Raw genomic sequence first — 26,199 nt, forward strand, 5'->3', positions numbered from 1 at the left:
GGCGCCAACTCTGCCCAATTACTGGGTTGTCCAGCCGCAACACTCCGGAGATCCATGGAACGCAACGTTGCTGCCCAGCTCGTTTTCAAAACCGTCGCCAACACCAAAGTGGCCATGGCAATCGCCGTGGCCAGCAATCCGGGCTATGACTCGTTGACCGAAGAGCTGTCCGTCACGGTGGAGGGCGAAGCGGTTCCGTTCACTGAGTTGAGGGACCATCACGGCGGACGCTTCCAGTACATGGAGTTCGAGGAACCCAGCGAGGTAACGGTTGATTACCGTGCCTCGGTGGAGGGCTTGGGTGCCCCGGATGAGTCCTCCCGTATGGAACTCATCCGCTACGTGCGGCCCAGCCGTTATGCCGAGTCCGATCGGCTCCTTCCGACGTCGTACGCCGAGTTCGGCGGGCTCCACGGCGAAGAACTGTTGCAGGCAGTCCGGAATTGGGTCCACGACGAGCTCCGCTACGTCAGTGGTTCCTCGCGCGGGACGGATGGAGCGGTGGAGACGCTCCTGCACCGCAAAGGGGTTTGCCGGGACTTCGCCCACCTTGCCATTGCCCTCCTGCGTTCCAAGGACATCCCCGCCCGGCTTGCGGCGGTGTACGCGCCAGGACTGAGCCCCATGGACTTCCACGCCGTGGCTGAGGCCCACATCGACGGAACGTGGTACGTGATCGATCCCACCGGCCTGGCTCCGCGCGGGTCCATGCTGCGCATCACGGCCGGACGCGATTCCTCGGACACCGCGTTTCTGTCCACCGTGGGCGGCAGCCTGTCATTGAAGAGCCTGAAAGTCACCGCGGTGGTGGCCGACGAGCTGCCGGATGAGGATCCGGCAAAGCTCGTCGTCCTCCGCTAGCCTTCGCGCGGCTGCTTGTGCGCGACGAACACTTGCAGCTTTTCCGTCAGGCGAAGAAGCTCACGCTGCTCCTCGGCTGTCAAAGCCGGAGCCACAAGTTCGGCGATGTCGCGGACGTGCTCGCGCCCGATCTCCTTCTGCAGCTCCTTCCCGGCCGCGGTAAGCCCCAGTAGGATGCCGCGTCCGTCGTCGGGAGCGATGCTGCGCTCCACGAGCCCGCGCTTCTCCAACCGGTCAACCAGCCGGCTCAGGCTGGACTGGCTGAGCAGGACGTGATCGTTGATCTCGTTCAGCCGCAGCTTGCCCGTGGGGCAACGGGAAAGAGTGAACAGGACGTCGTACTCCTTGATGGGCAGCTTCTTGAACGCCTGCCCGGCCTGGAGGCGGCGCATCACCGCCACCTGGGAGCGGAACAAGGACTCCCAGGTTTCGGCGGCGAGGCGCACGGCGGACGAGGTGGGCGCTGTGGTGGTCACGGGGTCCGCCCGGCGGAATCGGCAACCGCCTCGCTGGCCGAGGCGATCACGGACGCTGCCACCCGGGATGCATGGGTGGGTGCGTCGGGCACGTGGGCCGGCTTGCGGTCCTCGAATTCCTTGCGCAGAACGGGCAGGACTTCCTCGCCGAAGAGGTCCAGTTGTTCCAGGACGGTCTTGAGCGGGAGGCCCGCATGGTCCACGAGGAACAGCTGGCGCTGGTAGTCGCCGAAGTATTCGCGGAAAGTCAGGGTCTTTTCGATGACTTCCTGCGGACTGCCGACGGTCAGCGGTGTCTGGGACGTGAAGTCCTCGAGCGAGGGCCCGTGGCCGTACACCGGTGCATTGTCGAAGTAGGGGCGGAACTCCTTCACGGCATCCTGGGAATTCTTGCGCATGAAGAACTGCCCGCCGAGGCCGACGATGGCTTGGTCTGCGTTGCCGTGGCCGTAGTGCTCATAGCGCTCGCGGTACAGGCCGATCAGCTGCTGGTAGTGCTCCTTGGGCCAGAAGATGTTGTTGGCGAAGAAGCCGTCGCCGTAGTAGGCGGCAAGTTCCGCGATCTGCGGGCTGCGGATGGAGCCATGCCAGACGAAGGGCGCGACGCCGTCGAGCGGGCGGGGCGTGGAGGTGAAGTTCTGCAGCGGGGTGCGGAACTTGCCGCTCCAGTTGACGGTGTCTTCATCCCAGAGCTTGCGTAGCAGGGAATAGTTCTCGATCGCGAGCTCGATCCCGTCCTGGATGTTCTTGCCGAACCAGGGGTAGACGGGGGCAGTGTTGCCGCGGCCCATGATGAGGTCCACGCGTCCATCCGCCAGGTGCTGGAGCATCGCGAAGTCTTCGGCGATCTTGACGGGATCGTTCGTGGTGATCAGCGTGGTGGACGTTGACAGCGTGATGCGTTCAGTCTGCGCTGCGATGTACGCCAGCGTGGTGGTGGGGGACGATGAGAAGAAGGGGCGGTTGTGGTGCTCGCCGATCGCATAGACGTCCATGCCGATCTCTTCGACCTTCTTGGCGATCGCCACGGCGGCCTTGATGCGCTCGTTCTCCGTGGGGGTGTGGCCCGTGGTGGGGTCAGTGGTGATGTCGCTGACGCTGAATACGCCGATCTCCATGATGTGCCTTTCTGCCTGCCCGATTTGGTGTCCGGGCTCTGCCAACAGTCTATCCCAAAATAGATGCATTTGCATGTATCACTGCCTGCAACAGGGTGAGGCATCATTTTGTTCCCGGTGTGTCGCCCTACTCGGCGGGGCTGGAGGCGGATCGGCGGCCGGAGACTTTGGGAATCATTCCGGTGGTCCAGTCCAGGTGGTCGCCGTCGCCGTGGCCCGCGACCCCGTCCTGCGCGACGTCGGGGCGTTGCGTGAGTGCCTTGAGGAGCGCTTTCTTCTCCCGCCGGCCTTCGACCAGTTTGTAAAGGACGGGCACCAGGACGAGCGTCAACGCCGTGGACGAAACGAGGCCGCCGATGACCACAACCGCCAGCGGCCGGGAAATGAACCCGCCGCCGCCCGTGAGGCCCAAAGCCATGGGTGTCAGGGCGAAGACGGTAGCAAGCGCCGTCATGAGGATCGGGCGTAGCCGCTGCCTGGCTCCGTGGGTGATGGCGTCTGCCACGCTCATTCCGGGGCTGCCATCGTGTGGTTTGCGGTACTGGTTGATGAGGTCGATCAGGACGATCGCATTGGTCACGACGATTCCCACCAACATGAGCATGCCGATCAGGGAAGGCAGTCCCAGCGGAACGCCCGTGACCAGGAGCAGAGCGATGGCGCCCGTCGCCGCAAAAGGCACGGACACGAGCAGGATGAGGGGCTGGATGAGGGACTTGAACGCGGCCACCATGATGACATACACAATGGCGACGGCGGCCAGGAGCGCGAGCCCGAGCTGTCGGAAGGAGTCGGCCTGCTGCGTCGTGGCGCCGCCGATGGTGGCGGTAACGCCTGCCGGGAGCTGCACCGAGGCCAGCCGGTCACTGACTGCCGTGCTGACGGCTCCAAGGTTGGAGCCCGACGGCGTGACGGTCACCTTCGCGCTCCGCTGGCCGTTGCTGCTCGTGATGGAGACCGGGGTGTCAACTTGATCCACGGACGCGATGCTCGACAGCGGAACGGGCCCGGCCGGCGTCGGGAGATTGATGGCCCTGACATCGGAGATGCTGGTGAAGTGCGTGCCTTCGCCGATCTGCACCGGGAAGTCCGTGGTGTCGATACGGACGGTGCCTGCGGGGATCGGGCTGACCGTGGACGCGAGGACCCCGGCGACTTGTTCCTCGTTCAGCCCGGCGGCGACGGCCTTGGCGCGATCTACCTTCACCTGGACTACGGACTGGCTGGCATCCAGGTTGGTGGCTACCTCGGCACTCCCGGGCACGCCGTCCATGGCCTTCGCCACGGCGTCGCTTGCGGTCTTGAGATCCGCCGAGTTGGCGGCGTTGATAGTGATGTCGACGCTGGAAGAGGTGCCCAGCCCGCCTTGCTGTGCACCGACAGTGACCTTCCCGGGAGCCGAGGCACTGGCGAGCCGGGACCGGACCGTGTCCTGCAATTTCTGCTGGTCAGCCTTATCGTCAGTCACCACGGTGAACGTCGAGTTGGAAGCGCCGCTCGAGGTGAGCGCGGCGAATCCCGTTTGGGCGTTGCCTGACGTGACCTGGACGTCCTTGATGCCGTCTATCCCGCGGAGGACCGATTCCACCTGGGCGGCGGCGGCGCCGGTCTGTTCCAAGCTGGTGCCGGCAGGAAGGACCTGCCGGACGGTCATGCTGTTTTGGCCGGAGTTACCCAGCAAGTCGGTAGCGAGTAGGGGAGACATGGCAGCAGTCCCGCCCAAGACCAGCACAGCAGCGACGATCGTGATGACCGGGTGCTTCTGGGACTTGGCCAGGATGGGCAAGTAGCCGCGCTGCAGGCGGCTGCGTTGCTCCGCCTCGTGCGCCTTGGATCGGGCGGCCTCGGCGATACGGGCATCCTCCGCAGCCGAAGCCGGCGACGGCGACTTGAGGAACCAGTAAGCCAGGACCGGAACGATGGTGAGGGAGACGAGCAACGAGGACAACAGGGCGATGGTCACCGTCAGGGCGAAGGGCCTGAACAGCTCGCCAGCCAGGTTGCCCACAAAGGCGATCGGCAGGAACACGGCAACCGTGGTGAGGGTGGACGCTGTGATGGCGCCGGCAACTTCGCGGATCGAATTGAGGATGGCCCCGAGCTTGTGCTCGCCGTAGCTGAGGTGCCGTTTGATGTTCTCGATCACCACGATCGAGTCATCCACCACGCGGCCGATCGCGATGGTCAACGCGCCGAGGGTGAGGATGTTGAGCGAGTAGTGGGTCGCCGATATTCCGATGAACGTGATCAGGAGCGACAACGGAATGGAGACCGCCGTCACGAGCGTTGAGCGTACGGACATCAGGAACACGAGGATGACCGCTACCGCGAAGCCCAGCCCAAGAAGGCCTTCCGTCGTGAGGTCCTTGATGGACTTTTCGATGTACGGGGCTTGGTCGAACACTGGCGTGAAGTGCGCATTGGAGCCGAGTTCGGCTTCCACCTGGGCAATGGAATCCTTCACGGCGTGCGAAATGGCAACGGTATCGCCGTCGGGCTTTTTCGTGATGGACAGGGCCAGCGTCGGCTTCCCGTTGGTCCGGGTAATCGAGGTTGCGGCGTCGTCCTTGATGCTCACGTCGGCAACGGAGCCGATGGTGGTTCCGCCCTTGGCGCCGGTGAGCGGCAAGCCCTTGATGACGTCGAGGGAGTCCACCGGGCTGCCGATTTGCAGGGAAAGGGTCTTGCCCTGGTCCTCGATGGTTCCTGCCGGTACCAGGGTCCCGTTGTTCTTGAGGGCGTTCGTGAGCGACTGGATCGTGGCGCCGCTCGCGGCCATGGCTTGGGCTTTGGGCTGGATCAGGATGTGTTGGGTGGCCCCGCCTGTCACGTCAGCGCTGCGGACCCCGTCCAGTTTCTGGAGCCGGGGAACGCTCAATCGCTGCAGGTCCGTGTTCAGCTCGCTGAGAGGCTTGTCCGAAGACACCGCCAGGTACACGATCGGGAAGTCGCTGATGCTGCCGGCAAAGGATCGGGGCTCGACGTCGGCCGGCAGCACACGCTTGGCGTTGGAGATGGCGCGGTCGATCTGGTTGCGCGCGCGGTCCAGGTTCGAACCGTAGGTGAACACCATGGAGATCTGCGAAACACCGTTCCGCGACGTCGACGTGGTCGATTCCAGGCCCTCGACGCTGTTCAGTGCTGCTTCGAGCGGGCGGCTGAGCTGCTTGTCGACAACTTCCGGCGACGCGCCCGGCATCGCCGTGATCACCGAGATCTGCGGGAACTCGATCGAGGGAATGAGTTCCTGCTTGAGGGACGACATGGTGATCACGCCGAACACCGCCGCGAAGACGGTGATCAGCGCGATCAGTGCCCTGTTCGCCAGTGAAAGCTTTGCCAGACGGAACATTGCACTGTCTCCTGGGATCTACGGTCTGTCTCTTGTCGTGAACCGGCCGCAGCCCGGACGGTTGCTAGTGCTGGACGGCGTCGGCGGGCTCGAGTTGGAGCGAACGGGCAGTGCTCGCTTCCAGCTCGGCCGCAAGGTCGGGATTGTCGTTTAGCTTGACGCCGTAGCCCGGCATCATTTCCTTGAGCTTGGACTGCCAGCCTTTGAAGTTCTTCGGGAAGGACCGCTGGAGCATCTCGATCATGATGGGGACGGCGGTCGAGGCGCCGGGGGAGGCGCCGAGCAGTGCTCCGATGGATCCGTCACGGGCCGTGATGACCTCGGTGCCGAACTGCAGCACGCCGCCCTTCTTGGAGTCCTTCTTGATAATCTGAACCCGCTGGCCTGCTGTGATGAGCTCCCAGTTGCCGCCGTCGGCCTGGGGGTAGTACTCGCGAAGGGACTCCACCTTGGCGTCGTGGCGCTTGGCCACTTCCTTGATCAAGTACGCGGTCAAGTCCATGTTGTCCTTGGCCACGGCCAGCATCGGGATGATGTTGCTCGGGCGGATGGACAGCGGAAGGTCAAGATAGCTGCTCGTCTTGAGGAAGTTGGTGGAGAAGCCGGCGTACGGGCCGAAAAGCAGGGAACGCTTGCCGCCGACGTAGCGGGTATCAAGGTGCGGCACGGACATGGGCGGGGCGCCGACGGAGGCCTGGCCGTACACCTTGGCGCTGTGCTGGCTGGCGATGGCCTCGTCGGTGCAGCGGAAGAACTGTCCGGATACCGGGAAACCGCCGTAGCCCTTGCTTTCCGGGATGCCCGATGCCTGGAGCAGGTGGAGTGCTCCGCCGCCCGCGCCGACGAAGACGAACTTGGCGTGGATCCGGCTGTGTTCGCCGGAAGCGGGGTACTTGAGTGAAAGGTCCCAGCCGCCGTCGGAGGCTTTGCTCACATTGGTGACGTCGTGGCCATAGTTGACTTCAACGCCGTTCGCGGCGAGGTAGCCGGTCAGTTCGCGGGTCAAGGCGCCGAAGTCGACGTCGGTGCCTTCAGCGGCGCGGGTGGCGGCAACGCGCTGCTTGGCGTCGCGGCCCTTGACGATCAGCGGAGCCCACTTGGCGATCTGTGCCTGGTCTTCCGTGTATTCCATGCTGCGGAAGAGCGTGTTGGGCTTGAGTGCCTCGTAGCGGGTCTTGAGGAAGTCTGCGTGCTTGTCGCCGATGACGAAGCTCATATGCGGGACGGTGTTGATGAATCCCTTCGGGGAGCCGATCAATTTGTTGTCCACGAGGTGGGACCAGAACTGCCGGGAGAGCTGGAACTGCTCGTTGATGTGGAGGGCCTTGGACGGGTCTACCGAGCCGTCCTTGGCTGCGGGCGAGTAATTAAGCTCACAGAGCGCTGCGTGCCCGGTTCCCGCGTTGTTCCACGGTCCGGAGCTTTCCAGGCCGGCTTCGTCGAGTCGCTCAAAAAGGGAGATGGTCCAGCTGGGTTCGAGTTGCTTGATGAACGCCCCCAGGGTTGCGCTCATGATCCCGCCCCCAATAAGGACGACGTCAGCGTGGTGTGTCTTGGAAATGAAGGTCACGATCTATCTCCGATAGCGGCGGCACTGGCTGTCACAGAATATCCCCGCGTGGGCACATAACTGAAATTGCGGCGGGACGTCAAGACTTCAGGCGAACGTTTGTAAAAACTTCGTTTAAGACAGGCGATGCCGGGTACTTCTCGACGCGGTCGGAAAGGGCCAAAGCCGAGATCGGGAAGGCGATGGGTACCGCCGGGACGGTGGCAGCGATCTGCGCATTGATGGTCTGGTACTGCGAGTTGCGGTCAGCGCCGTCGGGGAGTCCCCGGGCCCGGTCGATCTTTGAGAAGACTTGGGGATCGCTGTAGCCGAACTCACCGTTGTTTTCACCGAAGAGGGTTCCAACGAAGTTGTCCGGGTCCGAGTAGGCGCCATTCCAGCCGAGCAAATGCAGCGCATGGTCACCGGGTGATTGGACCTTCTGGAGGTAGCCGTCGTCCCAGTTCACGGGCACCGGCTTGATGTTCAGTCCGATGGCGGTGAGCTCCGCGCTGATCTCCGCGTAGATCTTCTCCGGAGTGGGAAGGTAGGCGCGCGTGACATTGAGCGGGTAGTAGAACTTGAGCTCCTCGCCTTTGTAGCCCGACTTGGCGAGGAGCTGCTTGGCCTTGTCCGGGTCGTATCCCAAGGACGGTGCGTTGTTGTTGAAGCCGCTCAGCTTGGGGGGAACAAACTGGGTCGCAGGTGAGGTGTTGTCGATGAAGAACTTGTGGATAAGGGTGTCTTTGTCGATGGCCATCTCTATTGCCTGCCGCACGCCAAGGTTCTGGAGGGGCGCCACGGACTCGTTCATCCCCAGGTACATCACGGAGAACGGATCCCGTTGGACGATTTGCATGCCCTTCTTGACCAGTTGGTCGAAGGTGCCGGCGGTAACAAGGTCGTATCCGTCGATGGTTCCAGCGAGCAAGGCCTGGAGCCGGGCCTGCGGATAGTCGAACGGAATGAAGTTGACCGTGGCTATCTCTCCCCGGTCGCCCCAGTAGCCCTTGTAGCTGGTCAGCGTAATGCGGTCCTGGCTCCAGGAGGAGAAAACGTAAGGTCCCGTGCCCACGGGGTGGGAGGCATAGGCTGACGCCGGCTGGCCTGACAGCTTCTTGTCCAGGACGTCGGCCTTGCCGTCGGCCATTGCTTTCGGGGAGGACATCGCGAACGCCGGCAGGGTCAAAGCCTGAAGGAAGCCTGTGAAGGGCTTGGCCAGGTTGATTTGGACGTGATCGGGGGAGATGACCTTGCAGTTCTTGAAGAGCGAAAGCGAAGCGTCGTCCGCGAAGGATTTGAAGACGCTCTTGAATGCGATGCCCGGTGCCTGCTGACGCATGGTCGCCGGGAAATTGAACCAACGGTTGAAGTTGCTGCAGACGGCGGCGGCGTCAAAGACGGTGCCATCGTGAAAGGTGACTTTCGACCGCAACGTGAAGTCGTAGCTGAGTCCGTCGTTCCCTTGTGACCAAGAGGTGGCAAGCAGGGGAGTTGGTTGGCCGGTGGACGCGTCGACCCCCACAAGGCCTTCCATCACTTGCCGGGTCACGCGATAGGACTCGGAGTCGTTCGTCACGGCGGGATCGAGCCCAAGCGGCATCGACGGGGTGCCGAAGTTGAAGGTCTTGCTCGGCTCTGCCTTGGTGCTGCCCGCGGCCGAGGCTGACGGTGCCGGTCCAGGACTTACCGTGCACGAGGTCAAGGCCAGGGCCAGAAGGCCTGCGCCGATTTGTAGCGTGACTCGGCGAAGCTTGCTGCTTACCACTCTTGTCCCCTCAAGGCAGTTGGACGGGCTTGGGGCCCGCGGCAGCCGGACCGCGGTCCAGTCTAGTTCAGGGCCCTGAGTCCCGGCTGGAAACTGGAAGTGCCCCGGCCAAGGACCGGGGCACTTCCTGAATGTGCGCAAGGGGGGACTTGAACCCCCACGCCCGAAGGCACAGGAACCTAAATCCTGCGTGTCTGCCAATTTCACCACTCGCGCTGGTGTTGGTCTCCGGACCGGGATTCAGGGATTCCCGCCCCGGTCTTCTACCGGCCTCCATTGTACCCGCGGTTTCGCGCCACCCATTCCAGCCGCGCCTATGCGGCGATGCGGTGGCTACTTGTCGAGTTTGAGGTCCCTGCGGAGTTTGGCCACATGGCCGGTGGCCCGCACGTTGTACTGGGCCAAGGCCACCTTGCCGTCGGGGTCCACCACGATCGTTGAGCGGATCAGCCCTTGGTAGGTGCGCCCGTAGTTCTTCTTTTCGCCCCACGCCGCATAGGCCTCAGCCACGTGGTGCCCCTCGTCGGACAGCAGTGGGAAGGTCAATGATTCTTCGGCCACAAACTTCTCCAGATCCTTCACGGTGTCCGGAGAGATGCCAAGAACCTCGTAACCGGCGGCCTGGAGGGTTGCGAGGGAATCGCGGAAGTCGCAGGCCTGCTTGGCGCATGCCGGGGTGGAAGCCGCGGGGTAGAAGTAGATGACTGTATTGCGGCCACGGTGCGAGGCCAGGCTGATCTCGCGGCCCGCGTGGTCCTTGAGGGTGAAGTCCGGGGCAATGTCGCCTGGAATGAGTCGTTCAGCCATTTGTGCTCCTTGCTAGCGTTCGCGATCACTCAGCTTAGTGATCGGCTGGCCGCTTCACGAATTGAACCCCGGTCCTGCTCCGCGCGCAGCGGTCTATATACTGGCCCTTATGCCTGATATGGAACGGTGGCCCACTGGGCGCCTGCTCTCCACGGCCGCGCGACTCGTGGAGCATGCCTGGAACGAGAAACTGCGCGGTATGGACCTGACCCATGCCGGGGTCATTGTCATGGAAGTACTTGCCGTCAACGGACCGACCACCCAGTCGATGCTCGCACAGATCGTCCGGGTTCAGGCGCAGACAATGGGGAAGACGCTCACCAGGCTGGAGGCACACGGCCACGTCAGCCGTGCACGCAGCGTGTCCGACCGCCGTAGCCAAGTGGTCAGTTTGACCGAGGCGGGGGAGCGCACCCTCGGACTCGCCACGCAGCTGGAACGCGAAGTGCTTGCACCCGTGCCCGTGGACACCGCCAAACTGCGGCGGGAGCTCCAGTCGCTTGTACGCGAACTGGCAAACAATCATTCCTCGGCAGTCGTGAACGACATTGTGGCCGCAGCGGATTCAGCTGTGGCGCCGGGCGAGCCCTCCAACTAGGCCTCCGCAGGTCCGGGCGGAAGCGGCTCCGGGCCGAGTCCGGGGGAAAATAAAAAAGATCCCTGGACGGCCATTCAGCCATCCAGGGATCTTCCCTTTGGTGCACCCCCCGGGACTTGAACCCGGAACCCATTGATTAAGAGTCAATTGCTCTGCCAATTGAGCTAGAGGTGCATTTGTCGATTTCGATCGGCTGAGGGCTTTTCTTCCCTCGTTGATCTCCGCAACGACATGTAACTCTACACGACACTTGCCGAAGTGTGAAATCGGCCCGGGCCTCCTGCGCGTCACTGGCGGGGAGGCTTCAGGAGCAGTGCAAAGTCGGGGTTTTGGTTGTTGCTGAGGGCCCACAGTGTGCCGTCCGGCGCTAGCGAAACGTCCCTCAGCCGTCCGTACTGGGCCGTGAGGTACGCCACGGGATTCCCCGCCGTTTCTCCGCGCAGCGGTACGGTCCACAAACGCTGACCGCGCAGCGCGCACGTGAACGCCGTTCCGTTCACGATTTCCAGACCGCTCGGTGAGGCATCCGCCGTCGACGGCCAGACCACCTTGGCGTCGATGTAACCGGCGCGGCCGGGCGCACCGGTCACTTGTGGCCAACCGTAGTTGCCGCCCGCTTCGATGAGGTTGAGTTCGTCGTTGACGTCGGGTCCGAATTCACTCGCCCACAGCCTGCCGTCACTGTTCCAAGCCAAACCCTGCACATTGCGGTGTCCGTAGCTGTAAACGGGATTGCCGAACGGGTTGCCCGGTGCCGGCTTTCCCTCGGGGGTAAGCCTCAGGATCTTCCCGCCAAGCGCAGTGCGGTCCTGTGCTTGCTCCGGGTGCTGCGCGTCTCCCGTGCCGACGTAGAGGAACCCGTCGGGACCGAAGCGGATGCGCCCGCCGTTGTGGGTGGCGGCTTTGGGAATGCCGGTGAAGATGACTTCGGGTGTGCCGGGGCTCAACCGCCCGTCTGCGGCCTGCTCCAGCCGGATGCGCGAAATCCGGTTGTCCGATTCAGCGGTGAAGTAGGCATAGAGCAGGCGGTCGCTGGCGAACGTCGGGGAGAGCGCCAGCCCCAGCAGCCCGCCTTCGCCCCCGGGTACGACGCCGGGAACCTCGCCTACCGTCGTGGCCCGATCGTTCCGGACCGATTTGATCAGCTTGGTGTCGCGTTCGGAGATGACGGCAGTACCGTCGTCGAGGAACACGATCGACCACGGAATTGTCAGATTCAGGTCAAGCTTCCGATTCAACTCGGGTCCGTTGCCTTGGGTAGGCCCCGGTCCGGGGGCACTCCCTGTACAGGCGCTCAGCAACAGGGCCACGAGGCAGGCCACCGCTACGGGAGCCCGGACGAGCGCAAGGCGGGACCGGAAGACGCTCCCGGATCCCGCCTTTGCCTGGTTCATTGCTTGGGTCCTGGTTGCAGGGCTGCTTGCCGCCCTGGGTCAGCTCCTTGGGGCTCTCAGCGGCGGTTCCTGCGAGGAGGTCGGAAGCCGGCTGCCTCGGCGTGGGCGCTGGAAACAAACCAGACGTCGGCCTTGACCTCGTCGTACGACGGGCTGTCTTCATCGTGATAGGTCATGGTGTCCGCGTTGCCTTTGACGGTGTAGCCATCAGGGCCACTCCCGTCAGCGTCGGCCGCGGCGGAGCCTTCGCCATACGGCTGCTCGGCTGCGAGATGCCCGCCCAGCGGCGATGCGGCTGCGGAATCCTGGGCCACGGTGGTTGACTCAACCGGCGAAGGTGCCGCGTCGGGATTTTCGGCCCGGTCTTCCTGCGCCCCTTCGGCTGCAGTGTCGACTGCCTCCGCCGCGGCGGATTCCGCGCCGGGAAGCGTCGGTGCATGGGCGTCCGTGTATTCGCGGTGGTGGATCGGGGCGGGAGCCACTGGTGCGCCGCCTTCGCTCCAGGTCGCTTCCCATTCGGCGCTGTCGGCCAACTGTTCGGGGGTGGCTGGTTCCGAGCCCGACGACGCCGGAACGCCGGCAGCCGCGGGAACGGACGGCCCGGCGTCGGCCGCGGTAACGTCGTCGGCCGTCACGCCCCCTTCAAGTTCCGGCTCGGCAGCCAGCGGTGCGGCGGTCTCTGAGGCTGTAGCCTCGGAAACCGCGTCCTCGGACAGTACGGGTTCCGAGAGCGTGGGCTCCTCGAACACGGGCTCCACCACCGAGGGGCCGGCCGCTGAGGATTCTTCTTCCGGGGCGGCCATGCCGGTTTCGAGGGGAGGGCCGGGGCGCTCCCAGTCGTCGACGTCGACGCCGCCTGCCTCAGTTTCGGCTTCCGGCTCCGGCTCGGGTGCGGCTGCGCGCGACTCGGCTAGCTCTTGATCGGCGGTCGCGGTTGCGGCGACCAAGGGGGCGGAGCCTGTCAATGCGGCTGCTGTGACGTCCATTTGTGGTGACGAGGCGGCCTGCGACGGCGAAGCCCCGGAGCCCGAAGAAGACTTCGCGCTATTGCGGCTCAGCAGCCACCAAACAATCGCGACGATCAACACGATGACGATGACCCAGATCAACCAATCCATGGGAGGAGCCCTTCTGTCTGTTCAATTGGCGCATGTCTGTTCGAGTGGCGCAGCTGTCGTGATTTGACGTTACGTCCGTGTCACGGGGCTGTCTAGGTTAGTCAATCGATTCGCGGCCCTTCAGCGCATCAGCGATCCTGTCGGATGGGCCAGCAGCCGACAATGAGACCCATGTCTCACATAGCGAGACGACTGTCCATTATTTGAATGAAATATTGGCTGAAATAGTGCCAAATTCGCCTTAACCCGCCGATCATGTTCGTTGGCCACAGCCCAAGAGTCATAGACTCGTGCCCATGAGTGACCACACCCCAATTGCGACAGACAACCAGCCGGACATCAAGCCACGCAGCCGGGTCGTAACGGACGGCATCCATGCCGCCCCCGCGCGAGGCATGTTCCGGGCCGTAGGCATGGGCGATGATGACTTCGCCAAGCCCCAGATCGGCGTCGCGAGCTCGTGGAACGAAATTACCCCCTGCAACCTCTCGCTGAACCGGCTCGCCCAGGGCGCCAAGGAAGGCGTTCACGCCGGCGGTGGTTTCCCCATGCAGTTCGGCACCATTTCCGTTTCGGACGGCATTTCCATGGGCCACGAGGGCATGCACTTTTCCCTTGTTTCGCGCGAAGTCATTGCCGACTCCGTTGAAACGGTCATGCAGGCCGAGCGCATCGACGGCTCCGTTTTGCTGGCCGGCTGCGACAAATCCCTCCCGGGCATGCTGATGGCAGCCGCCCGCCTGGACCTCGCCAGCGTCTTCCTCTACGCCGGTTCCATCATGCCGGGCTGGGTCAAGCTTGAGGACGGATCGGAGAAGGAAGTCACCCTCATTGACGCCTTCGAAGCCGTGGGTGCGTGCGCTGCCGGAAAGATGAGCCGGGGCGACCTGGACCGCATCGAACGCGCGATCTGTCCTGGTGAAGGCGCCTGCGGCGGTATGTACACGGCCAACACCATGGCGTGCATCGGTGAAGCCCTGGGCATGTCCCTGCCGGGCTCGGCTGCCCCGCCCTCGGCAGACCGCCGTCGTGATGACTTTGCCCGCAAGTCCGGCGAGGCAGTGGTCAACCTGCTTCGCCTCGGCATTACCGCGCGGGACATCATGACCAAGAAGGCGTTCGAGAACGCCATCGCCGTCACCATGGCCTTCGGCGGTTCCACCAACGCCGTCCTGCACCTGCTCGCGATCGCCCGGGAAGCTGAGGTCGAACTGACCCTGGACGACTTCAACCGCATCGGCGACAAGATCCCGCACCTGGGCGACCTCAAGCCCTTCGGCCGCTACGTCATGACCGACGTCGACAAGATCGGCGGCGTGCCGGTCATTATGAAGGCGCTGCTCGACGCCGGCCTGCTGCACGGCGACTGCCTGACGGTCACGGGCAAGACCCTTGCCGAAAACCTGGCCTCCATCAACCCGCCGGACCTCGACGGCAAGATCCTGCGCGCGCTGGACAACCCGATCCACAAGACCGGCGGCATCACCATCCTGCACGGTTCCATGGCCCCGGAAGGTGCCGTCGTGAAGAGCGCCGGCTTCGACGCCGACGTCTTCGAAGGAACCGCCCGCGTGTTCGAGCGCGAGCAGGGTGCGCTCGACGCCTTGGACAAGGGCGAGATCAAGGCGGGGGACGTCGTCGTGATCCGTTACGAAGGTCCCAAGGGCGGCCCGGGGATGCGTGAGATGCTCGCCATCACCGGCGCCATCAAGGGCGCGGGCCTTGGCAAGGACGTGCTCCTGCTGACCGACGGCCGCTTCTCGGGCGGTACCACCGGTCTCTGCATCGGGCACGTTGCGCCTGAAGCCGTCGACGGCGGACCCATCGCCTTCGTCAAGGACGGCGACAAGATCCGCGTGGACATCGCTGCCCGTTCGTTCGACCTCCTGGTGGACGAAGCCGAGCTCGAGTCCCGCAAGATCGGCTGGGAGCCCCTCCCGGCCAAGTTCACCAAGGGCGTCCTCGCGAAATACGCCAAGCTGGTGCACAGCGCCTCCACAGGCGCCTACTGCGGCTGAAGCTAAGTACCCCGTGCCTCCAGTGGTGACAAGGCCGCTGGAGGCGGCAGGGCTTAATAAGGGCTGGTCCGAGGGCCCCGGCCGGACGGCGTTCACGCCGGAGGGTGGGGTAGGACCAGTCCGTGGACAATGAGGTCCACATAGTGAGATGACATCTTCATCGTTTGACACCTATCTCACTAAGAGGGAACACTGAACGCATGATCGCATTCGTTACTGTCGGCGCCACCGTGGGCACTGTCGTACTTACCAAGCGCGTGGCCTCCTAGCCCGACTGGTAACGAACCGTCACGCGCAACCCCTCGAAGAGCCGCAAGGCTGAGGGGTTTTTTTATTTCCCGCAGGGGACGGCGCATTGAGCAAGAACCAGCATGAACGCAGTACCCACGCAGTAACTTTCACTAATTGAAGATCCCCAAAGGAAGAGTCCGATGAGCAAAGGATCGCCGATCAGCCCCTCGCTGATGGCTGCAAAGTCCGCTGGAGCCCCCAAGGCTCCGGAAAAGGTCGACCGTCCGGCTGACGCCGTCGTCGACAATGCTGCAACTCTCTCTCCTGTACTCGGGCCGAACAACGTTGTACCCCCAACGGTGATGACCGGCTCGGAAGCTATTGTCCGCTCGCTCGAAGAACTCGGCGTGGACGATATTTTTGGTTTGCCCGGTGGCGCGATCCTCCCCACCTATGACCCTTTGATGGCCTCCAAGATGAATCACGTCCTGGTCCGTCACGAACAGGGAGCCGGCCACGCAGCGCAAGGCTACGCCATGGTTACCGGACGGGTCGGCGTCTGCATCGCCACCTCGGGCCCCGGTGCCACCAACCTCGTTACCGCCATCATGGATGCCCACATGGACTCCGTGCCCCTCGTGGCCATTACCGGCCAGGTATCGGCTTCCGTCATCGGCACTGATGCCTTCCAGGAAGCGGACATCGTCGGCATCACCATGCCGATCACCAAGCATTCCTTCCTGGTGACGGATCCCAATGACATTCCGCACGTCATGGCCGAGGCTTTCTACCTTGCGAGCACCGGTCGTCCCGGTCCCGTATTGGTGGATATCGCCAAAAATGCCCAGCAGGGCACCATGACCTTCTCCTGGCCGCCCAAGATCGATTTGCCGGGTTATCGTCCGGTGGTCCGCGGGCACAACAAGCAGGTCCGCGAAGCCGCCCGGCTGATCGCTGCGGCAAGCAAGCCTGTCCTGTATGTCGGCGGCGGAGTGGTCAAGGCCCACGCATCGGCCGAACTGCGCGAGCTCGCGGAACTCACCGGCGCTCCCGTGGTGACAACGCTCATGGCCCGCGGCGCGTTCCCGGATTCCCACCCCCTGCACGTCGGCATGCCCGGCATGCACGGCACGGTTTCCGCGGTTACCGCACTGCAGCAGTCCGATCTGTTGATCACCCTTGGTGCGCGCTTCGATGACCGCGTGACGGGTGTGCTCAGCACGTTCGCTCCGCACGCAAAGATCATCCACGCGGACATCGACCCCGCGGAGATCTCCAAGAACCGCACGGCCGACGTTCCGATCGTGGGCTCCGTCAAGGAGATCATTCCGGAACTGAGCGAGGCTGTCCGCAACGCTTTCGAGCAATCCGGCACCCCGGACCTCGACGGTTGGTGGGCGTTCCTCAACAACCTCCGCGACACCTACCCCCTTGGCTGGACCGAGCCGGAAGACGGACTCAGCGCCCCCCAGCGGGTCATCGAACGCATTGGTGCGCTCACGGGTCCGGAAGGCATCTACGTTGCAGGCGTTGGCCAGCACCAGATGTGGGCCGCCCAGTTCATCAAGTACGAGCGTCCCCACGCCTGGCTCAACTCGGGTGGAGCCGGGACCATGGGTTATGCCGTGCCGGCAGCCATGGGCGCCAAGGTCGGCGAACCCGACCGCGTGGTCTGGGCGATCGACGGCGACGGCTGCTTCCAGATGACCAACCAGGAACTGGCCACCTGCGCCATCAACAAGATTCCCATCAAGGTTGCCATCATCAACAACTCCTCGCTGGGCATGGTGCGCCAGTGGCAGACCCTCTTCTATGAAGGCCGCTACTCCAACACCGACCTGAACACCGGCCACGACACCGTCCGTATCCCGGACTTCGTCAAGCTGGCGGACGCCTACGGCTGTGCCGCGTTCCGCTGCGAGCGGGACGAGGACATTGACGCCACCATCCAGAAGGCCTTGGAAATCAATGACCGTCCCGTGGTCATCGACTTCGTGGTCAGCCCGAACTCCATGGTGTGGCCGATGGTCCCCTCCGGAGTCTCTAACGACCAGATCCAGGTTGCCCGCAACATGACCCCGGAATGGGAAGAGGAGGACTAGCCATGAGCCGCCACACATTGTCCGTTCTGGTCGAAGACAAGCCCGGCGTGCTGACCCGCGTGGCCAGCCTCTTCGCCCGGCGGGCCTTCAACATCAACTCCCTGGCCGTCGGCCCCACCGAGGTCTCCGGGATTTCCCGGATGACCGTCGTCGTCGACGCCGATGGCGACCTCATCGAGCAGGTCACCAAACAGCTCAACAAACTGATCAACGTGATCAAGATTGTGGAGCTGACTTCAGAATCTTCCGTGCAACGTGACCACATCCTGGTCAAGGTACGTGCGGATGCCGCGACACGCCTGCAGGTCACCCAAGCTGCAGACTTGTTCCGTGCCTCAGTGGTTGACGTTTCCACAGACTCGGTGGTCATCGAGGCAACCGGTACCCCGGAAAAGCTTGCAGCGCTGCTTTCAGTGCTCGAGCCGTTCGGCATCCGCGAAATAGTGCAGTCCGGCACCTTGGCCGTTGGGCGGGGATCCCGCTCCATGAGTGACAGGGCGTTGCGCAGCGCTTAGGCACTGTCCTAGTACCGCGTAGTAGCCCGATACCGAACCACAGACAATATCTACAAAACCACTCAAGAGGAGTTACGCAAGTGACTGAAATGTTCTACGACGACGACGCAGACCTGTCGATCATCCAGGGTCGCAAGGTTGCCATTGTCGGCTACGGTTCCCAGGGCCACGCCCACGCGCTGAACCTGCGCGACTCCGGCGTCGAGGTTGTCATCGCGCTCAAGGAAGGCTCGAAGTCGATCGCAAAGGCCGAGGACGCAGGCTTCACGGTCAAGAACGTTGCCGACGCCGCCGAATGGGCCGACGTCATCATGATCCTGGCACCGGACCAGCACCAGCGCGCGATCTACAACGACTCCATCAAAGACAAGCTGACCGCCGGCAAGGCCCTTGCCTTCGCCCACGGCTTCAACATCCGCTTCGGCTACATCGAGGCGCCCGAGGGCGTTGACGTCATCCTGATCGCCCCGAAGGCTCCGGGCCACACCGTGCGCCGCGAGTTCGAAGCCGGACGAGGTATCCCGGACATCATCGCCGTCGAGCAGGACGCTTCCGGTTCCGCTTGGGACCTGGCCAAGTCCTACGCGAAGGCGATCGGCGGCACCCGCGCCGGCGTCATCAAGACCACCTTCACCGAAGAGACCGAAACCGACCTCTTCGGCGAGCAGGCTGTCCTCTGCGGCGGCGTCTCCCAGCTGATCCAGTACGGCTTCGAGACCCTGACCGAAGCCGGCTACCAGCCGCAGATCGCCTACTTCGAGGTTCTTCACGAGCTCAAGCTCATCGTTGACCTCATGTGGGAGGGCGGCATCGCCAAGCAGCGCTGGAGCGTTTCCGACACCGCAGAGTACGGCGACTACGTCTCCGGCCCGCGCGTCATCGACCCCCGCGTCAAGGAAAACATGGCCGGTGTCCTCGCGGACATCCAGTCCGGTGCCTTCGCCAAGCGTTTCATCGACGACCAGGACAACGGCGCAGTCGAGTTCAAGGAGCTGCGTGCCAAGGCAGAGCAGCACCCGATCGAGGGGGTCGGTCGCGAGCTGCGTTCCTTGTTCTCCTGGCAGCAGCAGGACGAGGACTACGTCGAAGGCTCCGCGGCCCGCTAGTCAAGGCACCCGTTGAAGCCGCGGCAGGAGCCGTAGCAATTCAACACAGAACGCCGTTCGGGATAGGCTCGAAATGAAGCCGCCCGGCATGGAGGCCGGACCCGGTATACCGGGTCCGGCCTTCGTCGTCAAAGAATCGTTTCACCAAAACCCCACCTGAAAAAGAGAGCTAAAGAGGTCACCGGTGACTAGCACCAAGCCAGTAGTACTCCTCGCTGAGGAACTTTCGCCCGCCACGATCGAGGCCCTTGGTCCGGACTTCGAGATCCGCCAAACCGACGGCGCGGACCGCTCCCAGCTGCTCTCCGCAATCGTCGACGTCGACGCCATCCTCGTGCGTTCAGCCACCCAGGTGGACGCCGAGGCAATTGCCGCAGCCAAGAACCTCAAAATCATCGCCCGTGCCGGCGTCGGCCTGGACAACGTGGACATCAAGGCCGCTACCCAGGCCGGCGTCATGGTGGTCAACGCCCCGACGTCGAACATTGTGTCCGCTGCCGAGCTGACGGTCGGTCACATCCTCAGCCTTGCCCGCCACATCCCCCAGGCCAGTTCCGCCCTGAAGGGCGGCGAGTGGAAGCGCTCCAAGTACACGGGCATCGAACTCTTCGAGAAGAAGATCGGCATCATCGGCCTCGGACGCATCGGAGCGCTCGTGGCCGCCCGCCTGCAGGGCTTCGAGACCGAGATCCTCGCCTACGACCCCTACATCACCTCCGCGCGCGCCGCTCAGCTCGGCGTCAAGCTCGTCACCCTGGACGAACTGCTGGAGAAGTCCGACTTCATCACCATCCACATGCCCAAAACCCCGGAAACGGTGGGCATGCTGGGCGCCGATGCCTTCAAGAAGATGAAGGAAACGGCCTACGTTGTCAACGTCGCCCGCGGCGGCCTGATCGACGAAGAAGCCCTCCACGAGGCTTTGGAAGACGGCCAGATCGCCGGCGCAGGCATCGACGTTTTCGTCAAGGAGCCGAGCACCGACCTTCCGTTCTTCGGCATGGACAATGTCATCGTGACGCCCCACCTGGGTGCCTCCACGGACGAAGCCCAGGAAAAAGCCGGCGTCTCCGTGGCGAAGTCCGTGCGCCTCGCCCTCGCCGGCGAACTCGTCCCGGATGCAGTCAACGTGGCCGGTGGCGTGATCGCTTCCGACGTCCGCCCCGGAATCCCGCTGATCGAGAAGCTCGGCCGGATCTTCACGGCCCTGACCCACGCATCCCTGACGCAGATCGACGTCGAGGTCGCGGGCGAAATCTCCAGCCTGGACGTGAAGGTCCTCGAACTGGCGGCGCTCAAGGGCGTGTTCGCCGACGTCGTGACCGAGCAGGTCTCCTACGTCAACGCACCCGTCATCGCCGAGCAGCGCGGCATCAACACTCGCCTGATCACGACGCCGGAAGCCGAGGACTACCGCAACGTCCTGACCATCCGCGGGGCACTCAGCGACGGATCGCAGATTTCCGTGGCCGGAACGCTCACCGGACCCAAGCAGGTCCAGAAGCTCGTGGGCGTCAACGGTTACGACGTCGAAATCCCGATCAGCGAGCACCTCGTGGTTGTTTCCTACGCGGACCGTCCCGGTGTCATCGGCACCATCGGCCACATCCTGGGCATGAACAACATCAATATCGGTGGCATGCAGGTGGCCCGCCAGAGCGAAGGCGGCCAGGTCCTGGCGCTGCTCACGATCGACACTTCGGTGCCGCAGCAGGTCCTTGAAGCCATCAAGGCCGGCATTGGCGCCGACATGGTTCGTGAAGTGGATCTGGAGGACTAGCATCCTCACCGTTTGAGCTAGAAAAGTGTGCCGCACTTCACATCGGCCACATATCATTGGCCGGTCTGCCTACAATGGCTTGGTCCGAAATTCGGAACCGGCGGCAGGCCGGCCAATAACTTTTGCACACACCCGGTGGATTCCTATTGCCTCGGCATGGTTCCAGGGACAGCAGTGTGCGCACCCGCAATCCAGGACTCAGGGAGCCCTATGAACGCCGTCCAGAGGTTCATCAGAAGCCGTGTGCTTCTGTTGACCGCGGCCATTTTGATCGTCGCCATGTGTTTGTCCGTATTCATCCAGAGCCAGTCGCAGGCCGCGCTGAACCGGACAGTGGATGAGAACTCACGCGGCCTGTACGACATCCTGGTCCAGGCCAAGTCCGCGAATACCAAGGACGGCGGGGCGCTCCTCCAGCCGGACATCGCGAACGGCCAGGGCGGCATCAGCTTCCCGCAACTCGAGAAGATCCGTGGGCTGAGCGGCGCGTCGGTCGCGGCGCCCATCAGCCTCGTTTCCCGGGTAACGCAGAACCTGGAAACCCCGCGTCTCGACGCGATGGATTACCTTGGCTACAACGCGGGACTGGCTGGTGGAGCCACCGCGGGAGATCCGACCGGAACGGACTCCAAGAGCTGGCCCGCACCGGAATCCGTGCTTCCCGCGAAGCCCAAGAAGTACCGCCTGACCGCCACCGCCGTGAGCTCCGACGGAGTGTCCCAGCAAACCCTCTTCCAGACCAGCGCCGAAGGCACCCTCGGCAAGGGGCAGGTTGTTGAGCAGCAGACTGCCGGAGGCAAGAGCATCCGCATCGCCGGACCCGCGGGGGAGACCGGCATCAAGTTCCCCGCTCCCGCCGGCGGCTCGGAACACAACCTCTTCAACCTTTCCGTAGCGCTGCCCATGGCTCCGCAGGTCACCGAGTCGGTCGTCGCCGTCGATCCGACCGCCGAGCGCGCGCTCTTGGGCTCCGCCGGAGACTTCCTCGCACCGCTGCAAAAGGCGCCGCCGGCCGACACCCGCAACGCAGGCGCAATCGGCCGCTACTTCGAACAGCTCTTCGCCAAGAGCCCTACGCAGCAGGAACTCGAACAAGGCCCGGATTTCATGGGCGTCAAGCTCAAATACTGGGCACCCCTCATGACCCAGTACCAGCAGGCGAAGCTCTCCGGCCAGATCACGGATGCTTCACAGGCCATTCCTTTGATCGTCCGGCAGGGAACCTCGCTGGATCTGAAGTACTCGGTCCAAATCCAGGAAATCGATGATTCGGGCAAGGTCGTCAACGACGTCGGCACTGTCTCGCGCTCTTTGGACAAGGACTACCTGCCCTTCGTGTCAAAGTCGCCGTTCGCCCTGTCATGGCCAGGATCCACGGACCACAGCCAGCTGCTCGGTAATATGGGCAACTTCAGCCAAGGCCTGTACCAGCCGGCCCAGTGGAGCACCGACTTCGCCGCGGCACCCAAGTACAAGGACGGCGAAACTTCCGCGAACGGCGCCGTCGGCAAGTCCGCCACGCCGGGAGACTGGGTGACCGTCAACAAGCTGCCCGAGAAGTCGGCCTTCGGGGCGATGGTCGACCAGAGCCAGCGCAAGCCGGTCGATGAGCGCTCGTACCGGGAGAACCTTGCCACGGGATCGAAGCCCGCTACGCCGCTGCCGATGGTCTACGGGACGTTTGATCCGGCCCAGATCCAGAAAGCAGCGGGCGACGTCAACAAGCTGCCCTTGGGTGGCTACGACCCGGCCCCGATGACGCTCCAGAAGGACGCTTCGGGAAATGACACCGCAGCCAAGGGCCTCAAGCCTTCGCTGAGCGCCACCGGCCTGGTCAGCCAGTCTGCCGGTGCCCTCACCGACTACTACGGCCTTGCCGCAGCGCGTGGTTACGATTCCAACGCCAACGTGATCGACGCCGTCAGGGTCCGCGCCAGCGCGCCAGGCAACTGGAAGCAGGCCCAACCGGAGGTCGATAAGCTCGCGGCCCAGATCCGCGACATGGGTCTCCAAGCCACAGTGGTGGCCGGCTCCGCGCGTGAAGACGCCAACATCTTCGTCCCGGGATACTCCAAGGACGACGCCGGCAAGGAATCCGCGCTGGGTACCGTCCAGCAGTCGTGGGTCCGGCAGGATGCCGCCGACGCCGTTTCCGGATCCCTGACCGGCACCAACATCACCCTCCTCTTCCTGACGCTGTGCGGGGCCACCCTCCTGACCGGCGCTTCAACCGTGAGCTATATCCGCCAGCGACGCAGCGAGGCAGGGATCCTCCGCGCCATGGGCTGGACCCAAAGGAAGATCCGAAGTTGGGTCCTCGAAGAGTTCGGTATAGGTGCGGGGATCGTTGCCGTGGCAGGCATTGCGCTAAGCCTTCTGAGCTGGAACCTGGCCACGGTCATTGTTTCGGCGTCCGTGTTGCTCATTTACTGTGCCGCCGCCTACATCGCGGCCCAGCAATTGCGGCACCGCGACATCGTTGACCAGGAACCCCAACACGACGAACGCCTGATCCCGGTGGATTCACCGCTCACGTTCGCGTACCGCCAACTGGTTACCCACCGTTTCAGCTCAGTGGCCCTGGCCGTTGCCGTGGGCGTGTTCGGCGCTGCCGTGGGCGCGCTGATCGCGTTGCTCATTGACATCCCGCGCGCAGCTGGAGCCAGTGCCCTCAGCGGGCTCGCCTCCGCCACGATCGCCTTGCCGAGCGTCATCCTGGCGGTGAGCGGGGTGCTCGTTGGCCTCGTACTGACCTTGGTCACCGGTCGCTTCGAACTCCAGGCCAGGCGCGAACAGCTCGGCACGCTCCGGGCCATGGGCTGGAACCCGGACATGCTGGGACAGGTCCGTTTCTTCGAAAATGCCTTGGTCGGAGCAGTGGCGCTGATCCTCGGCGTCGTGGGGGCGCTGGGCCTGGGCCTGTTGCTCGCTCCTTATGCCGCACTTTGGGCCGCTTTGGCCGGAGTGGTGGCCGTAATTTGCTGGATTCCCATTGCAACGAAAGTGGTCAAATGACTGACAACCTCGAACCCGATCTGACCGCGACCACGGAATCCACCGACGAGTCGTTCCAGACCCGCGCCAACACCATCGTGCGGGCTGCGGACCACGGCATGCCCTTGCAGTTGAGCAACATCACCATCCGCTATGGCGGTGACAAGGGTGGAGCGGAGCCGGTCACCGTCGTCGAGGACTTCAACCTCACCCTGCACGCCGGTGAGATGCACTGCGTCGCCGGGCGAAGCGGCTCAGGCAAGACCAGCATCCTGACGGTGGGAGCGGGACTCACGCTTCCGACGTCGGGCCGTGTCCTCTGGGAGGGCGATTCCCTCGAGAAGATGGGCGACGACGAAATCGCCGACCGCCGCCGCGCCCTCATCGGGTACGTGGACCAGGGCGGCGCCCTGATCGACGGCATGAGCGCTTTGGAGAATGTGCTGTTGCCGGCCGTCCCCGACGGCGAAGTGGAGCAGCGCACCGAAATGGCCAAGGACTTGCTGGACCTGGTGGGGCTGGGCCGGCGCATGCGCCACCGTCCGGCGCAGCTGTCCGGCGGTGAGCGCCAGCGTGTCGCCATCGCCCGCGCCCTGATCCTGGGCACCAGGGTCCTGGTGGTGGACGAGCCAACGGCCAGCCTGGACCGTACTTCGGCAAACCGCATCATCAGCATCCTGAAGGACACCACGAGCGACGGTATCGCCGTTCTGGTGGCCTCCCACGACCACGAGCTTGTCAGGCTCAGCGATACGCTGACTGAATTGAACTAGTAGCCCGCTGCTTCCGGGCCGGCCGTCACATGCGGCCGGTCCGGTCTTTCCATCTCCAAGAGAAGGTAACTTCGTAGAGTGACGTCTCCAGATAAACCCCCGTTCTACATCACCACCGCCATTACCTACCCGAACGGCGAGCCGCATATCGGGCATGCCTACGAGTACATCGCCACCGACGCGATGGCCCGGTTCAAGCGCCTCGATGGCTATGACGTGATGTTCCTGACCGGCACGGACGAGCACGGCATGAAGATTGCCCAGGCTGCGGAGAAGGAAGGCATCACGCCCAAGGAACTCGTGGACCGGAATGCCGAAATCTACAAGGCCGCCCACGCTGCCTTGGGCATCTCCTACGACCGGTTCATCCGCACCACGGATGCCGACCACTATGCCGCCTCCCAGGCCATCTGGAAGAAGATGGAAGCCAAGGGGGACATTTACCTGTCCAAATACGAGGGCTGGTACTCGGTCCGCGACGAGGCTTACTACACCGAAGACGAGACAGTACTGAAGGACGACGGCGTCCGCTACTCGCGCGGTACGGATACCGAAGTGACGTGGACCGCGGAGGAGAGCTACTTCTTCCGTTTGTCCGCCTACCAGGACAAGTTGCTGGCCTTGTACGAGGAGCAGCCGGAGTTCGGCGCCCCCCAGTACCGCTTCAACGAGGTCATCAGCTTCGTCAAGCAGGGCCTTCAGGACTTGTCCATCAGCCGGACGACTTTCGACTGGGGTGTCCCGGTGCCGGGCAACGACAAACACGTCATGTACGTGTGGGTTGATGCGCTGACCAATTACCTGACGGGAGTCGGTTACCCTGATGCCGATTCTGAGGCGTTCCGTAAGTTCTGGCCCGCCGACGTCCACATCATCGGCAAGGACATCTCCCGGTTCCACGCCATCTTCTGGCCCGCCTTCCTGATGAGCGCGGGCCTGGAACTGCCCAAGCGCGTCATGATCCATGGCTTCCTGACCAACAATGGCGTCAAGATGTCCAAGTCCCTCGGCAACGTGGTGGCCCCCAAGGACTTCGTGGAGCAGTACGGCCTGGACCAGGTGCGATTCTTCTTCCTCCGCGAAGTTCCGTTCGGCGCCGACGGCAGTTACAACCACGAGGCGATCGTGGGCCGCATGAACGCCGATCTCGCGAACAACTTCGGCAACCTGGCGCAGCGTTCGCTGTCCATGGTGGCCAAGAACTGCGAAGGCAGGGTTCCGGTTCCGGGAGACTTCTCGGCAGAGGACTCCGCGCTGCTTGCCCAGGCCGCCGGACTTTTGGACGTGGCCCGCGCGGCTTTCGAGAAGCAGGAATTCAGCCGTGCCCTCGAGGCAATCTGGGCCGTGCTGGGCGACACCAACGCGTATTTTGCCGAGCAGGCCCCGTGGGTGCTGCGCAAGACCGACGTCGAGCGCATGAACACGGTCTTGTACGTCACGCTGGAGGTTGTCCGCATTGTGGCGATCCTCGCCCAGCCGGTCATGCCGACATCGGCCGCCAAGCTGCTCGAGGTCCTGGGACAGCCCGACGGCGAGCCCCGCCAGTTCGCGGCCGTCGCCACGCCGATCGTCCCCGGTACGGAGCTCCCGCCGCCGGTCCCGGTCTTCCCGCGTTACGAGGAGCCCGCCGAGTCCTAGC

The 26,199-nt window shown here is 63.7% G+C and carries 18 protein-coding genes and 2 tRNA genes; 10 read left to right on the forward strand and 10 right to left on the reverse strand.

Features of this window, described 5'->3' with window-relative positions:
* The first annotated feature begins 54 nt into the window (after nucleotides 1–54).
* The gene (locus AC3WJU_RS00755) at nucleotides 55–861 is read left to right on the forward strand and encodes a transglutaminase-like domain-containing protein (protein WP_307054176.1); all 807 of its coding nucleotides are present in this window, start codon (nucleotides 55–57) and stop codon (nucleotides 859–861) included.
* Here the strand turns inward: AC3WJU_RS00755 and AC3WJU_RS00760 are convergent.
* The 7 genes from AC3WJU_RS00760 to bcp all read right to left on the reverse strand — a co-directional run bounded on the left by AC3WJU_RS00760 (nucleotide 858) and on the right by bcp (nucleotide 9,931).
* Entirely contained in the window at nucleotides 858–1,337 is a 480-nt protein-coding gene (locus tag AC3WJU_RS00760; RefSeq protein ID WP_307054174.1) for a MarR family winged helix-turn-helix transcriptional regulator, read from the reverse strand. The two genes, AC3WJU_RS00755 and AC3WJU_RS00760, sit on opposite strands and share 4 nt — an antisense overlap.
* Nucleotides 1,334–2,455 carry an LLM class flavin-dependent oxidoreductase gene (locus AC3WJU_RS00765; RefSeq protein WP_059387638.1) on the reverse strand — a complete coding sequence of 374 codons (1,122 nt, stop codon included), beginning with the start codon at nucleotides 2,453–2,455 and terminating at the stop codon, nucleotides 1,334–1,336. The genes AC3WJU_RS00760 and AC3WJU_RS00765 overlap by 4 nt, the downstream gene beginning before the upstream one ends.
* 127 nt (nucleotides 2,456–2,582) lie before the next feature.
* Nucleotides 2,583–5,807: an efflux RND transporter permease subunit gene (locus AC3WJU_RS00770; RefSeq protein ID WP_492258904.1), complete on the reverse strand. Its 3,225-nt coding sequence runs from the start codon at nucleotides 5,805–5,807 to the stop codon at nucleotides 2,583–2,585.
* A 64-nt stretch (nucleotides 5,808–5,871) separates the two neighbouring features.
* Nucleotides 5,872–7,377: a malate:quinone oxidoreductase gene (locus AC3WJU_RS00775; protein WP_059387639.1), complete on the reverse strand. Its 1,506-nt coding sequence runs from the start codon at nucleotides 7,375–7,377 to the stop codon at nucleotides 5,872–5,874.
* 79 nt (nucleotides 7,378–7,456) lie between these two features.
* Nucleotides 7,457–9,124, reverse strand: a complete 1,668-nt coding sequence (locus AC3WJU_RS00780) for an ABC transporter substrate-binding protein (protein WP_492258905.1) — start codon at nucleotides 9,122–9,124, stop codon at nucleotides 7,457–7,459.
* 134 nt (nucleotides 9,125–9,258) lie between these two features.
* Nucleotides 9,259–9,340 (reverse strand) — tRNA-Leu (locus AC3WJU_RS00785).
* 117 nt (nucleotides 9,341–9,457) lie between these two features.
* On the reverse strand, nucleotides 9,458–9,931 hold the full coding sequence (bcp, locus tag AC3WJU_RS00790) for a thioredoxin-dependent thiol peroxidase (RefSeq protein ID WP_059387640.1): 474 nt from the start codon (nucleotides 9,929–9,931) through the stop codon (nucleotides 9,458–9,460).
* 109 nt (nucleotides 9,932–10,040) lie between these two features.
* On the opposite strand from bcp, the gene AC3WJU_RS00795 reads away from it, so the two are divergent.
* Complete coding sequence (locus AC3WJU_RS00795) at nucleotides 10,041–10,529, forward strand: MarR family winged helix-turn-helix transcriptional regulator (protein WP_084784340.1); 489 nt, start codon at nucleotides 10,041–10,043, stop codon at nucleotides 10,527–10,529.
* A gap of 98 nt (nucleotides 10,530–10,627) precedes the next feature.
* Here AC3WJU_RS00795 and AC3WJU_RS00800 read toward each other — a convergent pair.
* The 3 genes from AC3WJU_RS00800 to AC3WJU_RS00810 form a co-directional block, all read right to left on the reverse strand.
* Nucleotides 10,628–10,703, reverse strand: a tRNA-Lys gene (locus AC3WJU_RS00800).
* Between the two features lie 113 nt (nucleotides 10,704–10,816).
* The gene (locus AC3WJU_RS00805) at nucleotides 10,817–11,923 is read right to left on the reverse strand and encodes a PQQ-dependent sugar dehydrogenase (protein ID WP_492258906.1); all 1,107 of its coding nucleotides are present in this window, start codon (nucleotides 11,921–11,923) and stop codon (nucleotides 10,817–10,819) included.
* Nucleotides 11,924–11,979: 56 nt separating this feature from the next.
* Nucleotides 11,980–13,041 (reverse strand): sunset domain-containing protein, encoded by a 1,062-nt coding sequence (locus tag AC3WJU_RS00810; RefSeq protein ID WP_492258907.1) that lies wholly within the window; start codon nucleotides 13,039–13,041, stop codon nucleotides 11,980–11,982.
* Between the two features lie 296 nt (nucleotides 13,042–13,337).
* Between AC3WJU_RS00810 and ilvD the strand changes: the two genes are divergently transcribed.
* The 8 genes from ilvD to metG all read left to right on the forward strand — a co-directional run bounded on the left by ilvD (nucleotide 13,338) and on the right by metG (nucleotide 26,198).
* Entirely contained in the window at nucleotides 13,338–15,059 is a 1,722-nt protein-coding gene (gene ilvD / locus AC3WJU_RS00815) for a dihydroxy-acid dehydratase (protein WP_492258908.1), read from the forward strand.
* A gap of 431 nt (nucleotides 15,060–15,490) precedes the next feature.
* Nucleotides 15,491–17,392 (forward strand): acetolactate synthase large subunit, encoded by a 1,902-nt coding sequence (locus AC3WJU_RS00820; RefSeq protein ID WP_284988363.1) that lies wholly within the window; start codon nucleotides 15,491–15,493, stop codon nucleotides 17,390–17,392.
* A 2-nt stretch (nucleotides 17,393–17,394) separates the two neighbouring features.
* Entirely contained in the window at nucleotides 17,395–17,907 is a 513-nt protein-coding gene (gene ilvN, locus AC3WJU_RS00825) for an acetolactate synthase small subunit (RefSeq protein ID WP_028264679.1), read from the forward strand.
* A gap of 80 nt (nucleotides 17,908–17,987) precedes the next feature.
* On the forward strand, nucleotides 17,988–19,013 hold the full coding sequence (gene ilvC / locus AC3WJU_RS00830) for a ketol-acid reductoisomerase (protein WP_059387645.1): 1,026 nt from the start codon (nucleotides 17,988–17,990) through the stop codon (nucleotides 19,011–19,013).
* Between the two features lie 184 nt (nucleotides 19,014–19,197).
* Nucleotides 19,198–20,793 carry a phosphoglycerate dehydrogenase gene (serA, locus tag AC3WJU_RS00835; protein WP_284751161.1) on the forward strand — a complete coding sequence of 532 codons (1,596 nt, stop codon included), beginning with the start codon at nucleotides 19,198–19,200 and terminating at the stop codon, nucleotides 20,791–20,793.
* Nucleotides 20,794–21,003: 210 nt separating this feature from the next.
* Nucleotides 21,004–23,808: an ABC transporter permease gene (locus tag AC3WJU_RS00840; protein ID WP_492258909.1), complete on the forward strand. Its 2,805-nt coding sequence runs from the start codon at nucleotides 21,004–21,006 to the stop codon at nucleotides 23,806–23,808.
* Nucleotides 23,805–24,560 carry an ABC transporter ATP-binding protein gene (locus AC3WJU_RS00845; protein ID WP_078108578.1) on the forward strand — a complete coding sequence of 252 codons (756 nt, stop codon included), beginning with the start codon at nucleotides 23,805–23,807 and terminating at the stop codon, nucleotides 24,558–24,560. Before AC3WJU_RS00840 ends, AC3WJU_RS00845 begins: the two co-directional genes overlap by 4 nt.
* A 78-nt stretch (nucleotides 24,561–24,638) precedes the next feature.
* On the forward strand, nucleotides 24,639–26,198 hold the full coding sequence (metG, locus tag AC3WJU_RS00850; RefSeq protein WP_492258910.1) for a methionine--tRNA ligase: 1,560 nt from the start codon (nucleotides 24,639–24,641) through the stop codon (nucleotides 26,196–26,198).
* Nucleotide 26,199: the final 1 nt, after the last annotated feature.

The sequence above is a fragment of the Arthrobacter sp. FW306-1B-F12A genome (assembly GCF_058781865.1).